At 38.8% G+C, this 15,911-nt stretch carries 12 protein-coding genes; 9 read left to right on the forward strand and 3 right to left on the reverse strand.

The annotated features are described in order from the left end of the window. Positions 1–79: 79 nt before the first annotated feature. Entirely contained in the window at positions 80–865 is a 786-nt protein-coding gene (locus ACX0HA_RS07240) for a bestrophin-like domain (protein WP_458844601.1), read from the reverse strand. Between the two features lie 226 nt (positions 866–1,091). On the opposite strand from ACX0HA_RS07240, the gene ACX0HA_RS07245 reads away from it, so the two are divergent. Beyond that, positions 1,092–2,198 (forward strand): acyltransferase family protein, encoded by a 1,107-nt coding sequence (locus ACX0HA_RS07245; RefSeq protein ID WP_458844602.1) that lies wholly within the window; start codon positions 1,092–1,094, stop codon positions 2,196–2,198. Here the strand turns inward: ACX0HA_RS07245 and ACX0HA_RS07250 are convergent. Then, positions 2,191–3,189, reverse strand: a complete 999-nt coding sequence (locus tag ACX0HA_RS07250) for a GlxA family transcriptional regulator (protein ID WP_458844603.1) — start codon at positions 3,187–3,189, stop codon at positions 2,191–2,193. The genes ACX0HA_RS07245 and ACX0HA_RS07250 overlap by 8 nt on opposite strands. A 146-nt stretch (positions 3,190–3,335) precedes the next feature. Between ACX0HA_RS07250 and ACX0HA_RS07255 the strand changes: the two genes are divergently transcribed. The 3 genes from ACX0HA_RS07255 (at position 3,336) to ACX0HA_RS07265 (ending at position 8,138) form a co-directional block, all read left to right on the forward strand. Next, on the forward strand, positions 3,336–4,253 hold the full coding sequence (locus ACX0HA_RS07255; protein ID WP_458844604.1) for an SRPBCC family protein: 918 nt from the start codon (positions 3,336–3,338) through the stop codon (positions 4,251–4,253). A gap of 116 nt (positions 4,254–4,369) precedes the next feature. Continuing rightward, on the forward strand, positions 4,370–7,321 hold the full coding sequence (locus ACX0HA_RS07260; protein WP_458844605.1) for a T9SS type A sorting domain-containing protein: 2,952 nt from the start codon (positions 4,370–4,372) through the stop codon (positions 7,319–7,321). A gap of 169 nt (positions 7,322–7,490) precedes the next feature. Next, positions 7,491–8,138, forward strand: a complete 648-nt coding sequence (locus tag ACX0HA_RS07265; protein ID WP_458844606.1) for a DUF4136 domain-containing protein — start codon at positions 7,491–7,493, stop codon at positions 8,136–8,138. 34 nt (positions 8,139–8,172) lie between these two features. Here the strand turns inward: ACX0HA_RS07265 and ACX0HA_RS07270 are convergent, their stop codons facing one another. Next, positions 8,173–9,570 carry a DUF2252 domain-containing protein gene (locus ACX0HA_RS07270; RefSeq protein WP_458844607.1) on the reverse strand — a complete coding sequence of 466 codons (1,398 nt, stop codon included), beginning with the start codon at positions 9,568–9,570 and terminating at the stop codon, positions 8,173–8,175. Positions 9,571–9,854: 284 nt separating this feature from the next. Here ACX0HA_RS07270 and ACX0HA_RS07275 point away from each other — a divergent pair, with 284 nt between their 5' ends. From ACX0HA_RS07275 to ACX0HA_RS07295, 5 genes are all read left to right on the forward strand, one after another. Beyond that, a complete protein-coding gene (locus tag ACX0HA_RS07275) occupies positions 9,855–11,852 on the forward strand; it encodes an ATP-binding protein (protein WP_458844608.1) in 1,998 nt (665 codons plus the stop codon). A 99-nt stretch (positions 11,853–11,951) separates the two neighbouring features. Then, on the forward strand, positions 11,952–12,320 hold the full coding sequence (locus ACX0HA_RS07280; protein WP_458844609.1) for a response regulator transcription factor: 369 nt from the start codon (positions 11,952–11,954) through the stop codon (positions 12,318–12,320). Next, positions 12,317–13,525: a YaiO family outer membrane beta-barrel protein gene (locus ACX0HA_RS07285; protein ID WP_458844610.1), complete on the forward strand. Its 1,209-nt coding sequence runs from the start codon at positions 12,317–12,319 to the stop codon at positions 13,523–13,525. Before ACX0HA_RS07280 ends, ACX0HA_RS07285 begins: the two co-directional genes overlap by 4 nt. After that, positions 13,525–14,373, forward strand: coding sequence for a hypothetical protein (locus ACX0HA_RS07290; protein WP_458844611.1), 849 nt, complete (start codon positions 13,525–13,527; stop codon positions 14,371–14,373). The genes ACX0HA_RS07285 and ACX0HA_RS07290 overlap by 1 nt, the downstream gene beginning before the upstream one ends. Then, complete coding sequence (locus ACX0HA_RS07295) at positions 14,360–15,796, forward strand: glycosyltransferase family 2 protein (protein ID WP_458844612.1); 1,437 nt, start codon at positions 14,360–14,362, stop codon at positions 15,794–15,796. The genes ACX0HA_RS07290 and ACX0HA_RS07295 overlap by 14 nt, the downstream gene beginning before the upstream one ends. The last annotated feature ends 115 nt before the right edge of the window (positions 15,797–15,911 follow it).

The following is a 15,911-nucleotide window of genomic DNA, read 5'->3' on the forward strand; positions in this document are numbered from 1 at the left end:
AAAAGAAAATAGGGTGAATGTTAAAACCTAAAAAACAAAACCCGCTTTACAGCGGGATTATATATATTCTGTTATGTGATTATTTCTTCTCATGAAGTTCTTTATGAAGAGTCAGTACAGGCGTTTGATTCAGTCGCATAATTCCTGTTTCAGGACGATCCAGAACCAGTATCAAAAACATTACTGATGCAAAAATAATGGAGATGAAAACAGCCAGTATACGGTTACTTTTACCTGAAATACCAAACTGGTAGCCCAAAAGTAATGTTGAAAACACTGTGATAATAGACAACACCCACATAATTGCAGCAGGAATACGGTATTCAAATGTATACGTTAAACGCTTGTGGTATACTTCAAAAAGATCACTTACAGAGACTGTGAACAGCGAATATGCCTCAGAACTACGGTCCTGCGCTGCAAGCGCTTCTGCATTGCTCCAAAGATTGTCGAGTATGGCATCCGACCTTAATTTTGCACGATGCAATTCTTCAGGCGTAACATCTTTGGCTATGTCGGCACGTAAATCGGTATATTCCAGTAAAAGTTTTCGGGATGAAGAACGGTAAGGTTCAGGTATCAGCCCGGCATCAAGATATGTAGTCCTTATTGTAGAGACTTCTTCGAGCAAAAGTTCTTTACGGTTACTGTAACGGCTATCGACGATCTGAAAAGTAAAAGCAAGCATAAATGCCAACAGTCCGAGCGCCGCTCCCACTACTGCACCTACGGGAGAATCGTTTATAGTGTCTGTTTTTTTCCTGATGTAAAGTCCATAATATTCCCCAATAAGGATTGGGATGCACACAGCTACAAACGGAATTAAGAACATTACAACGATTGTCAAAAAGTTCACACTACCCATAACTCTCACATTTAATGGTTTACAGATTAAATATAGGACTATTTCTCCAAACTTTAACAAATGACAATTTTTAGGAGTACTTTACGAATGCTATCTGCAATCCTCATTTATATTTTCTTCTGACCCTTACTTTGATATTTTATAGCTTATTCATTTTCTCAGAATAAAATCAAAACAAAATTGATACATTTAATCGTTTAAACATAAATATGAAATAATCTGCCGGTTGGACACAAATAACAATTATAAACTCTATGGCCTCGACCATTTAAGGTTTATCGCAATTGCATATGTTTTCTTTTTCCATTATTTTATCCTTAGCAATGGGGAACCGAACTGGCTTCCGGGATTTGCAAAATTTGGATGGACAGGGGTTGATCTGTTTTTTGTCCTGAGCGGATTCTTAATTTCTTCGCAACTTTTTGCCCAAATAAAACAAAGACAGAATATTTCATTCCGTCAATTTTTCCTTAAACGCTTTTTCAGGATCATTCCCGCATTTTGGGTAACTGTATTGTTGTATTTTTCATTCCCTGTTTTTAGAGAAAAGGAAGCACTGCCGCCGTTCCGGAAGTTTTTAACTTTCACTCAAAATATTGGGCTGGATCTCAAAAATTTCGGCACATTTTCTCATGCCTGGTCACTTTGCGTCGAAGAACATTTCTATCTGTTTCTGCCTGTAATACTTATAGTACTTCAGATTTTCAAGGCTAATCGAATGGGTTACGTGATAATTATCGCTTTGTTTCTCATGGGCTTTATTGCCAGGATATACAGTTATAATTATTTATACATCCCGAAAGTGGAAATGGAAAACAGCTGGATGTACTGGTATAAATACATTTATTATCCTACCTGGAACCGTATGGATGGCCTTCTTACTGGAGTTGTAATTGCCGGGATCTATCAGTTTTCACCTATTGCATGGGAAAGGATTTCTAAATATGGGAACCTTCTTCTTGTCTCTGGTTTATTGGTATTAACAGGCGCCTCTTTTTTATGTGAAGACCAGCAGTCATTCAACGCATCGGTTTTTGGATTCACTATTGTAGCTTTCGGGTATGGATTAATTGTTACAGGTGCAATATGCCCTACCAGCTTTTTATACAAATGGAATTCAAAATTCACTTCATTTATGGCAAAGCTTTCGTATGGAATTTATCTGACACACAAAGGCATAATCCATATCACACATTCAATACTTGACGATCTCACCATAAATAGTAACATAACGATGTTAATCTGCATCTTAAATTGTGTTGTCTTCGCATATCTTTTAAACATTGCTGTTGAAAAACCATTTATGAGGCTTCGACATAAATTCATTACTTAATTTTAAGACCTCTATCCAACCATTCCTTATTATACTTTTCTCTGTATCCTACCGGCGACATGCCTGTAATTTTTCTGAATACTTCACGGAAAGCTTTTACATCAGAATAGCCGACCTCATACATCACTTCATTAATGGTCTTTCGGCTGGTTTCAAAGGCGCGTTTTGCCGACTCTATTTTTACCCTCTGCAAATATTCCAATGGCGTATTGCCCGTAGCCTTTATAAACCTTCTGTCGAAATTGCGCCTGCCCACGGCAAACGTAGCCGAAAGCTCCTTTATAGATATCTTTTTCTCCATATTCTCTTCTATATAGCTCTGGGCTTCTTTTACGGTCTCATCTTCGTGCTGCTTTTGTCCCTTAAATATGATGAATTGCGATTGCGACTGCCTGTCCATCTCTACCTGAAATACCTTTGAACAGTAAATAGCCGTCTGCCTGTCGAATTTCTTTTCGACAAGATAAATAATAAGATTCAGGAACGAATAGGCACCACCATTGGTATAAATGCCATTTTCGTCGGTTATGAGTTTATCGGGCTGTAAGTTTACCTTCGGGTACATATGCCTGAAAGCTTCAGTTGCTGCCCAGTGGGTAGAACAGCTTTTACCATCGAGCAGGCCGGTAGCCGCTAACAAATATGCACCAGTGCAGATACTCGCAACGTCGGCACCGTTCTTATATTGGTTCTCAATCCAGCAGGCAACACTTTTATTACATTCCAATGCTATGTTATAATTATGGTTAAGCGACGGAATGATGACAAGATCTGTCTTTTTTATTTTATCTATATGTGTATGTGGCTTTACCGAAAACAGCCCCCCAAAATAATCCACCTCATGAGAAATACCCGCGAGCTGAATCGAATACAAACTAATTCCGTGATTTTGCTTCCAGTAATCATTGGCACGAGTAAGTATCTTATACGAGCCCGCAATGCTCGTCAGGTTGTTATCGCCATCAGGCACAAGTATGGTAATATGTTTCATGATGAGGGTATTTCTTTTTATAAAGGTACAGCTTTACATTGTCCAAATCAACCCCCTACAATGTCTGTTTCACACCCTATACTACTGACAATTAGACAATACATTTACATTAATCAAAAATCAATCAAACTAATTTAAATAAAGTTATGGAAAATCAGGATTTCACTTATACCATGGTCGTGGATCAGTCACCTAAAGAGGTTTTCGACGCTATCAACAATATTAAAGGATGGTGGACAGAAGACTTCAGTGGTCAATCTGAAAAGCAGAATGATGAATTCAAGGTTCGCTTCTTTGGTGATTTACATTATTCTAAACAGAAGCTGACTGAGGTTATTCCCAACAAAAAAGTGGTGTGGTTCGTAACGGAGAGCCGCCTTAATTTTCTAAAGGATAAAGGCGAATGGATGGGTACTTCTATAAGATTTGACATTAGTGAAGAGAACGGCAAAACAAAACTATTCTTTACACATCATGGACTTGTTCCCGGAATCGAATGTTATAATGATTGCACTAAAGGATGGTCTTACTATCTTGAAAGCAGCCTGTTGCCGCTTATTACCACCGGCAAAGGTAACCCAACACTTCTCGGTGAAAAACTAAACGAATTACCTATGGCAAATGAAAGCTTCACTACTACTTTTCTGGTAGATAAAAGTCCTATGGAAGCTTTTAATGCAATCAACAATCCGCGGGAATGGTGGTCCCGGGAAATTGAAGGCAATACCTATATGGAGGGTGATGTATTTACCTATCATTACAAAGACATTCATAAGTGCAAAATAAAAGTCTCCGAGGTTCTCCCAGGTAAAAAAGTAGTTTGGGATGTGCTTGACAATTATTTCAACTTTACCAAAGACAAGAGCGAGTGGATAGGCACTGAAATAATTTTCGACATTTCTGAGAAAGACGGCAAAACCCAGATTAAAGTAACTCACCAAGGACTGGTTCCTGAATATGAATGTTATGACATCTGTTCAGCTTCATGGACCAACTACATGCACAGTAGCCTCTATAAGCTTATATCAACAGGTAAAGGAGAACCGAACCCGAAAGAGAGTTAAATACTGCCTTCATCTAAATGCAAAACCCCGTAACTTAATTGTTTCGGGGTATTTTTATTACGTATTAAAATATATCAGTTTTTTTCTACATTTGCAACTCAATCAACCTAACTAATATGAAAAAAATAATACTGTTGCTTTTTGTTGCGGTTTTTTCGAAACTCAACGCCCAGTCGTTGGATGCTACATTTATTGAAATAAATAAAAGTGAATCCGGTTATCCAATGGATATTACTAAGGGCACTACCAAAGTCTATTTTTCAGCTGTAGATGGAGTCCATGGAAGAGAATTATATTCTTATGATCTTATTACACAAGACACCAAACTCATTAAAGATATCAGACCCGGTGATAGTTCAGGTATTGACGAAGAAAATGAAGGCGAAAGTTATTTTTTCACAATCGGTGATATTTTATATTTTAAGGCAATCTACCCATCCGTTTCTTTATGGAGAAGTGACGGAACAGAAGAAGGAACTTTTAAATTAATAGACCTTACAGAGACAAATTTCAGCAATAATCCTATAAAATCCATGGCAGGCTATAATGGCAGCCTTTTTTTTAGCACATATGATGAAATTAATGGGTTTGAGCTTTGGAAAAGTGGCGGAACCGCCGAGAATACTTTATTACTGAAAGATATAAATCCGGGTACGGCAGGCAGTAATATTTCTAATATGCTTGTATTTAATGATAGCCTCTATTTTACGGCATATACACCTCAATATGGACTTGAGTTGTGGAAAAGTGACGGAACTGCGGAAGGGACTACTTTATTAAAAGATATTTATCCTTTATCAAATTCAGGAATTACGGGTCAGATAATTACTATGGGGAATAATTTTTATTTTTCAGCTAATGATGGCATAAACGGATTTGAACTTTGGAAAAGTGATGGGACAGCCGAAGGAACATCTTTGGTAAAAAATGTTTTTACAGGATCAAACGGAGGTATAACATTACTTGATGGTGAGGCAGCCGGAAATTACGTTTTGTTCAAAAGCGGATCTTTAGACGGAAATTATGATCTATGGAAATCTGATGGTACAACCGGAGGAACAATTATGCTAAAACCTCATGATACTGCTAACGGTGGCATCAACAATTTCTATGAATATGTAAGTTTAAACGGCACTACTTATTTCACAGCAGGAAACTATAATGATTCGGAGGCAATCTGGAAAACTGATGGAACTACAGTTGGAACAGCATTAGTTATTGATATGTATGAGCAATACAACAAAAAAATTGATCAGATAACAACTACCCAAAATCACCTTGTTTTCTCTGCACTTGGTAGTCCTCAAACTTCAATATGGTCAAGTAATGGAACTGCTGCAGGCACCTTTGCACTTAATAATCTTAAAAAATATAACTCCACAGCTGCAGACCTTCACTTTGAAACTGTAGATGGTAAAGTTTTATTTCAGGCATTATCAAGTGATGAGTACGGATCAGAATTATGGATTACTGATGGAACTATTGAAAACACTAAACTTATCCAGGATATTTATCATAGGTATGCCGGGTTTATAGGTTATGGAACTACTCTCGGCAATAAATTTATTTTTGCAGGTAACAATGGACCATCAGGATTTGAACCATTTGTAAGTGATGGAACAATTAATGGAACTCATCTTTTAAAAGACATCGCTGTAGCTACCTTTGGCAGTGCTAATAGTATTAATATTGAAAAATATACTTTTCAGGATATCTTTAAGAGAGTAGGAAATACTATTTACTTTACAGCCTTTAACAATACTTACGGAAGAGAATTGTTTAAGACTGACGGAACTCCAGAAAACACAGTTATTGTAAAAGATATTGCTCCGGGAACAGGCAGCTCTACTCCTGAATATACATACAGCATGGAATATAATGGTATTCTCTATTTTAAAGCGGATGACCTAGTACATGGCAATGAATTATGGAGAACTGATGGAACATCTGAAGGAACATATATGCTGAAAGACATTTACAGTGGTTCAGGATCAGGCATAACGGGCTCTAACTTTTATAAATCAGATTTCACAGGATATACGGTCTTTAATGGTAAACTTTATTTTAATGCTGTTGACGCTACAGGTAATGCTGTATGGCAAACAGATGGTACCGAAGCCGGTACTGTAAAAATGTATCCAGGCAAATATGTACTGAATTCTACCAGCAGCAAACTATACCTTATCTCAATTGAAAACAATTCAACATATGGGCCAAATACTTTATGGAGCAGCACAGGAGATAACACCAGCCCTGCACTTGTAGGATCATGGAGCGATTTCGCTTCAGACCAGTTTAAAAAGAATTGCATCCTTAATGATGAGTTATATTTTTTCACTACTGTTTTAGGTACCGGGAACTGTATCATTAAAACTAATGGAACGCCACAAGGCACAACAATCGTAAGCATTTTTAGCAATGGCACTCAATTCGGTTTCTTTGATGTATGCGGTGATTATATATATTATGGTGGCACAACTGCGATATGGAAAACCGATGGAACATCAGAAGGAACCACTTTGGTAAATGGAAATACCTTATTTTTTATAAGTAAACCGGCTTGTTTCGACGACAAAATGTTTTATACAAATACTATGGACAGAAATACCTTATGGTATTCCGGAAATAATGAAGAAAACACTGGTTCTGTAGACCTCAATTTTACCAATTACAGCTTTGCAAGCCAATATGAAGGTGTTAATGCGATAGCAGGTATTACCAATAATACTATTTACTTTGAGGCATCGAGCATGGAGAGTGGAACAGAATTGTTGTCTGCACAGTTAGGCCCGTTGGCCGACATGGATAATCATGAAGAAAACATCTCAAAAGACGAACAGTTTATTGTATATCCAAATCCTACAAATGGTACAATCAATATAACAACAGTAAATAATTCGGTGATAAGGACTGCCGCAGTTTATGATTTTACCGGCAAAAAAATACTCGAGAAAAAAATAGAAAGTGTTTCAGGTATTCTAGAGCTTCCTCAGCTATCTCAGGGAATATATTTCCTGACCTTAAAAACTGATACTGTCAACGTAACCAAAAAGATAATTCACAACTAATGTAAAAACCGGTTTGCCAGCTTTTTATACAAAACCCCGTAACTTAATTGTTGCGGGGTTTTGTATTATCATTAAAATGTTAAAAAAATCTTAACGCGATAAAAACCTCTGCCAATATCCTTATTTTTAAAGGAGTAACCAACATTCAAACCAATTAAACAGCAAAATCATGAAAAGACTTACCTGCCTACTATTTTCTATCGTAGCCTTTACAGCCGTAAGCTGCGGATCTACAACATCTATTACAGCTTCTTACAGAGAGCCTGAAATTACCAGTGCTGACTTTAAAAAGGTCTTTATCGTAGCCATGACTGATAATACCTACGTACAGCAGGCTGTTGAAAATAGCATGGAAAAAATGATAAAAGAAAGAGGAGCTTCGGTAATTAAAAGTATGGATGTACTACCTCCTAATTTCAGAAAGGTAGCAGAGAAAAAAGATAAAGAAATGGTATTGCAGAAATTGCGTGAAAAAGGCTGTGATGCAATCATGACGATAGCCCTTGTTGATGCCAAAGAGGAAACCAGGTATGTACAGGACAGTTCGCCATACTACCCTATCGCTATACCCTACTATGGCGGGTTCGGATCTTATTACATGTATGGGTATGACAGCTTTTACTCTCCCGGATATTATACCGATGATAAGATATATTACCTGGAGACGAATGTATTTGACGCAAATTCTGAAAAGCTTGTATGGTCTGGACAGTCACAAACTGTTAATCCTGAATCTATAGAAGATTTTCTGAAAGGCTACAGCCAGGCAGTATCTGAACGCATGACAAAAGACGGACTGATGAAAAAGACCAAATAAAAATAGTATACTAAAAGCCGGATAAATCCGGCTTTTATGTTTCTGTCCTTACTTCTATTTTTCCTTTTTTAACTGCGTCTAATAAAGCGTGATAATCTTGCTCGGCCTGGTCGCTGTAAGCTACAGAAAATTTGGTTATAGCATCTTCGAATACTTCGCTGCTACCCATGTAGCCTTCCAAAACCGAAGCATCGCCTGCCCTGGCATGCGCCCTGGCTAATGCCCAGCCGCACGCCCTCGCATATCCTGAAAAATCTTCAGCTTCCATCATTTCAAGTATGGGCTTTACTTTAGCATCACGTAACTGCCTGATATAAAAATGCCTTCCCGCCTCACCTTTTGTCCACCCCAGGAAAATATCTGATGCCGATTGCATAAGACGTTGGCCAACAACTACTCTTTGCCCATTATTATCAAATTCACTCTCTCCCGCAAAAGGCTCAAGTACGCTTTCAAAAGCTTCTTTAAACTGCAGGAACAAAGGCTCGCCGGTAGCAGACATAAACAATGCAATACCACAAAAAGTACCTACACTTCCTACCCCAACTACTTTCATGGCTATGTCCTGGAGCTTATACCTGCTCAGCAAAATCTGGCGTTCGTGGGGCAAAGACAAGAGATAATCCGTAAAAGCATTTTCAAACCTATTGAAAAAAACACGTTCTTCTTCAGGTGTCGCGGCATGGTAAATAAGTGGCGGATCATCTTTAATGCGGGCACGGCTGCCTTTTTGAAAAGTAAGCTTTGCAAACTCTTTTTCATGGTCGGCACGGTTCATAGCCTTTTCAAGACGTTTCAGCCTGTACTTTCGTAATGTTTTGTTCTTATCTGCTCTTATTAATTTTTCAAGATCAAGATGAGAATACCATACCTGCAATGCCGACATTTGGGCATATTGCCCCATATGTATTTTGTAACTGTTAGCCACCATCCAGGCGGCCTCTTCACATTCGCTATTTGAAAAATTTTTCCATCTCCCTCCAATGACGAAACTGGCTGCTAAGCGTTTCACATCCCACTCCCATGGTGCTACCGAAGTTTCATCAAAATCGTTGATATCAAAGACCATCTTTCGCTCCGGTGAGGCAAAGCCCCCAAAATTCATCATGTGGCAGTCTCCACATATCTGTATATGTAGCCCGGTAGAAGGTGTACCCGCTAAATCGGCGGCCATCACTCCTGCACTTCCCCGAAAAAAAGCAAAAGGCGATTCTATCATCCTGCCGTAGCGTATAGGCAACAGGCTCTCGATCCTGCCTTTGCTACCCTCTACTATAATTTGCACGGGATCGCGTTTTGGATTTGGCTGAAAAATGCCCTGCTCTTCGCGTGAGCATATTTTTCGTAGCGATTTCCCAAATTCATATCGATCGGCTTTAGATACAACCGGTTCAAATTTTGGCATATCGGCATCGGCGTCGAAAGGTTCCATAGGCATTCTGATTTTATTAAATTATTTCAAACAATTCAAAATCAACATCTAACCTAAAATTAATCAATTAAATGTAATCCCTGATTTTTAAAATGGAAATGTTTAACATGGCTCCATTAAGATGGACTGTTTGAGTGTTTTATCAGAAATGCTAATGCTGTTCAGGTTTTACGTTGCTCGTTTGCCATTTAATTAATATATTTGATGGGATTCCTGAGTACTACAAACCCCTTACAGTTTAGCTCAGGGTTTCGCAATTATCCAAAAAAAATAAAAATTTACAGATGCCTGATACTAAATTCCCTATACCTCATAACGAAAAGGAAAGGCTGGCAGCTTTAAAGCGTTACAATATAATTGACACGCTTCCTGAAGAGGAATTTGATGACATCGCAAAACTGGTAGCATACATCTGCGATGTGCCCGCGGCCCATGTATCGTTTATAGATGATAAGAGGCAATGGTTTAAAGCCACAGTAGGTTTTGATGCCGACGAAGTACAAAGGGATACAACATTTTGCCAGTATACCATCATGGAAGATAACCTGTGGGTAATTCCTGATGCCACAAAAGAACCGAAGCTTATAGACAATCCTAATATCTACGATGGCTTTAAGGTAAGATTCTATGCCGGCATACCGCTTACTACCCACGACGGCCATAACATTGGTACCATTTGCGCCATAGACCATGTGGTTAGAAATATCAACGAGGAGCAAAAAACAGCCCTTAAAATTTTGGCAAGGCATGTAATGAGCCAGTTAGAGCTTCGGATCAAAAACACGGAGCTTGACAGGCAAAAAGAAATTGCCGAACGTGCCATTTATGCCAAAGACAGTTTTTTGGCAAACATGAGCCACGAAATAAGAACTCCGTTGAATGCCATCATTGGCTTCACCGATCTTATTGCCAAAACACAGCTCGACCCTACCCAAAAAGACTATATAGAAAACGTACAGACAGCAGGCGAAAACCTGATGCTCATCATTAATGATATTCTTGACCTGTCTAAAATAGAATCGGGTAACCTGATCATAGAGTCACAAACATTTAGCCTTAGGAATACACTTAAGCATACCTATGAGCTGCTCAAGGTAAAAGTACACGACAATATTGAGTTCAATCTTTTCCTGGATGCCGATATGCCCGATATGGTTATAGGCGACAGGGGCAGGTTAAACCAGATCCTTACCAACCTGGCCGGCAATGCCATCAAGTTTACACCTGATGGCGACATCACTATTTCTGTAAAGAAAATTGCCGAAAACGATACAACATATACACTTAGGTTCTCGGTAAAAGATACCGGTATAGGCATTAGCGAAGATAAGCTCGAAACTATATTTGACCGTTTCACCCAAGCCGAAGAAAGCACTACCCGCCGTTTTGGGGGTACCGGTCTTGGCCTGAATATCGTAAAGCAGTTGGTTGAATTACAACATGGTGTTATCAATGTAAAGAGCACTCCCGGAAGAGGTTCGGAGTTTTACTTTATACTAAGTTTCGGAAAAGCCTTCGGACAGGAAATTGTCCAGGTGCAAAACGTAGAAGAGCTTAAACCACTGAAAAAACTATCTGTATTATTATTCGAAGATAATATCCTGAATCAGAAACTGGCAAAAAGTGTTATAGACGAATTTGGTTTTGATCTTGATATTGCCAATAATGGTGAAGAAGGAATCGAAATGTTCCATAAAAAGACATATGATCTTATACTTATGGATTTACAGATGCCGATAAAAGACGGTTATCAAACAACCGAGTATCTTCGTTGCGAACTGAAATCGGATATACCTATCATTGCCATGACTGCGCATTCCCTTGTTGGCGAACAGCAAAAGTGCTATGACATAGGCATGAACGGTTATGTGCCAAAACCTTTTAAACAAGCCGAACTTCTTAATGAGATCAACAGGGTTATGAATAAAAAACCTTCCGAGACCTTTAAGGGAATCGACCTGTCTTATCTGGTAGAAATGTCATGTGGAGACCAAAACTTCATAAACGACATGATAGGGCTTTTCATTAATAAGGTTCCTAAAGAAACAGAACTGCTTGAAAAAGCCATTGATGACAAGGATTACGAAACTGTAAAGAAAATTTCGCATAATATGAAATCCAGCCTGCCTATATTTAAGCTGGATGAACTGCTGAAACATCTTAATATCCTTGAGAGGCAAGCTATAGATGCTCAATTTAACGACGAGACATTTCAAAAATTCGATGCCCTTAAACAAGGCCTTGAAGAGACTGTTGCTAAATTAAACACCTACGAAAGCTAAAACCTTAGCGATTTAAACGAAAAATCTGTATTTTAGACTTTACTCATAAATTTTAGCACGTAAACCATTGGGGGATGCTTTGCAACTAAATTTATCATTATGAAAATAATTCTGGCTGAAGATAACGACCTGCTTAGAAAATCACTATCCTTTTTTTTAGAATCAAAAGGCTTTGAAGTCAATCAATTCTATGACGGAAGAGAAGCACTTGAGGCTATAAAGGATAACAATTATGACATCATACTAACTGACATAAACATGCCGGGCATAAGCGGTATGGAAATGACCCAATACGTACGCATCACGCTAAAGCGGGATACGCCGGTAATTATATTTACCTCTTCGGGTATTGAGCAGACAGAACTTGATGCATTTGACATTGGCGCTAATGACTTTATGGCTAAACCCATAAGTCCGTCGGTATTGCTTGTCAGGATCAACAAACTCCTTAAAGAAAGAAGCCGATGAGACTATTAGCCTGTTTACTTTTCTCTTTATTTATCCATCAGCTGTCGTTTGCCCAGCAGGATATTGACACCGCCTTCAAACAGGTAAGGACAAAAGCTGAAGCTAAAAATTATAACGAAGCCCTTAAAATACTCAATACTTTTGAACAAAAATACCCGGGCAACGAAGACATTATAGTTTATCAGGGGCGTGTTTACAGCTGGAAAAGGGATTTCTCTAAAGCAAAGAAAACACTCCGCCCACTGGTTGACAGGGAAAAACCGAATATGGAAGCTCTTGAAGCACTTATCAATGCCTATTACTGGTCGTATGATTTTGAGGCCTGTATAACCTATTGCGACCAGTATCTTGCATTGCAGCCTGATAATGCAGATATATTGATCATTAAAGCTACCTGCCTTGAAAAAACAGGGCGTGATACTGAAGCTCTTGCCCTTATTGACCAATTACCCGAACCCTATAAAAGCAATGAAAAAGCTACAGGACTCAAAACTATCATAAGCCGAAAAAAGAAAAATGCCATAGCTGCTTCTTATCTTAATATTTCGACTGCAGATCCCGGAGAATCGCCTACACATTATGGTTATGTGGAGTATTTGAGAAAATTTACCAAATCTACAATCGTTGGGCGTGCTAACATTGGTTACCGCTATGGCGAAACCGAAGGCCAGGTAGAGGCTGATTTTTATCAGACCTTTAAGAGGAGCTATCTTTATGCCAATGCAGGCTTTTCTAACGGAGAGTTTATTTTTCCGCAACTAAGGCTTGGCACTGAGTATTATTTTGCTCCTCAGGCACAATTTGACTTTTCACTTGGAGCCCGTTATATGCATTTTGAAGATGACAATGTTACCTTACTTACCGGACAGGCAGGCTACAGGTTTGGAGAATACACTGTCGCATACAGGCCCTATTATGACGTAAACAATACGCTCTTCTCTCATGTAGTAAGCTTTCAGAAGTATGATGAGCAAAAAGAAAACCTTGTAAGGCTGGAACTGCAATATGGCAACGTACCTTACCTTTATATTTACAGTAATAGCATAGAACCGTTAACTGCATACAGGGCAGGAATACAATACCAACACAGGTTTGGCGACTCATTTTTTATAAAGCCTGTATTCCTGTATGAGTACGAAGAATATCTACCGGATTCTTTCAGGCATAAATTCAATTGCCAGATAATTTTCACTAAACGATTTTAATGGAAAACCTTTGGAAGGCATATAAATCAGGTATTTGGCTGGAACCTTTCCTGCTATTCTCAATTGCCCTATTTATCGGTATAGCAGGCATGCTGTTCCTGTTTATTATGGTCATCCGTTCTGAAAAGATAGAACGAAGGAAAAACTATGCAAAGTACAATGCGATCATAGAAACAATGTTCATGTCGGTTATTTTTGGAGAACGCACTTATGCTTCTATAAAAGAAGACAGCGAATATGCCGACTTCCTGAAAATAAAAAACTTCAGAAAACAAATGATGAAGTCCATCATCAACCTGCATCAAAATTATGGAGGGGCATCCGCCCGCATACTCGAAACTTTCTATTATGAATCGGGACTGATGAAGACATCACTATGCAAACTCAGAAGCAAAAAATGGCCGGTAGTTTGCAAGGGCATACAGGAGCTCGGCGAAATGAGGATTACCAAAGCTTTTTCACGTTTGGCTAAACTAACCGGTTCTAAAAACAAAGAAGTAATGATCGCGGCCATTAAGGCATGTACAGCCCTTGATGTAAACAAAGGGATTGTACAGCTCACCTACCACAAAGACCCTATTTATATGTGGGAGCAGGTTAACATCATAAATGCTTTTAAACGAAATTATGCTGAAGAGAATGAAGAGGTAGAACGACTACTTACATCAAGCAATACAACAGTGATAAGCCTTGGACTGAAAATTATCCACACCCTTGAGCTGGCCCGTAAGATTCCGTTTGTATCAGACCTGTTAGTCAATGCTCCAAACGAACATATAAAGCTTGAAGCGCAGGAATTGCTGAATTTTTTAACAACCCAAACAAAAAAGAACAATGACTGGGTTTAATACAGAAATATCTGTCCTTGTACACATATACCTCATCCTGATCCTGGCCTATGCCATACTCATCATGTCGTCGTACCTTATACTCGCCTACCTTTCTGCCAGGGAATTGCGTGAATACCTGAAACGTAACAGCTTTGTAGATTATGAGGTATTGCTGTCCAGCGAATATGCTCCGGCACTTTCGCTTATTGCGCCCGCTTATAATGAAGGAATGACTATTAAGGAGAATGTGCGCTCACTCCTCTCACTTAACTATAACAATTACCAGGTAATCCTTGTCAATGATGGAAGCAAGGACAATTCTATGGAAATCCTAATTGAAAGCTATGAGCTTGTTCTTGCAGATTTCAACTATAACGAACAAATACCTACCAAACCCATAAAAGGTGTTTACGTTTCTAAAAATGCTGCTTTTAAAAAACTGGTGGTAATAGATAAAGTAAACGGCGGCAAGGCCGATGCTCTCAACATTGGCCTTAACATTGCCCACAATCCGTATGTAGTTTGCATAGACGTAGACTGTATATTAGACAAAGACTCGCTGCTAAAACTTGCCAAACCTTTTTTAGAAGGCCACGGAAAAAGAGTAATAGCTACCGGTGGTGTAGTAAGGATCGCCAACCAGTGCGTAATAAGGGATGGCCGCCTTGTAGAAGTAAACATTCCTGACAAGATGCTGCCAAGGATACAGGTATTGGAATATTTAAGGGCTTTTCTTTTAGGACGTATGGCCTGGGGCCGCCTCGATGGATTGTTACTCATCAGTGGGGCATTTGGGGCATTTGACAAAGAGATAGCATTATTGGCCGGAGGATATGACACAAAAACCGTAGGCGAAGACATGGAACTAGTGGTACGCATGAGGCGTTATATGCTTGAGAACAACGCTCCTTATACCGTGAGTTATATTCCCGACCCGCTTTGCTGGACAGAAGCTCCGGAAAGTGTAGACATATTCATTAAACAGCGCAGCCGGTGGATGCGTGGTACTATAGAAACTCTTCAGATACATAAAAAAATGTTCATGAACCCTAAATATAAACTACTGGGCATGATAAGTTTTCCTTATTGGACATTCTTTGAGTTTCTTGCTCCTTTTATAGAATTTATGGGTATAGTAATTACTATTGTGTTTGTGATTTTCGGATTATTGAACTGGCATTATTTTATATTACTGCTGCTGTTTGTATACACCTTTGCAGTTGTATTCTCAGTATTGGCATTGTACACCGAAGAAAGAACCTACCATAAGTACAGAAAAAGAAGGGATTTTGGAAAAATGCTGATGGCTGCTTTTCTCGAACCAATATATTTCCATCCAATAACAGTATATGCAGCACTAAAAGGCTATGTAGAAAAAATGAGAGGACAGAAAAGCTGGGGCGAAATGACCCGAAAAGGCTTTACCGAAAAGAAACCGTAAATAATAAATTTATACTTATAAAGCATCCGCCATGGCGGATGCTTTATTTTGGTATGTTATAAAATCTCTAATAATAGCTTAGTAATAAACAAATACCAAAGCCACAGGCTATCTT

It is taken from the genome of Flavobacterium hauense (assembly GCF_054457175.1).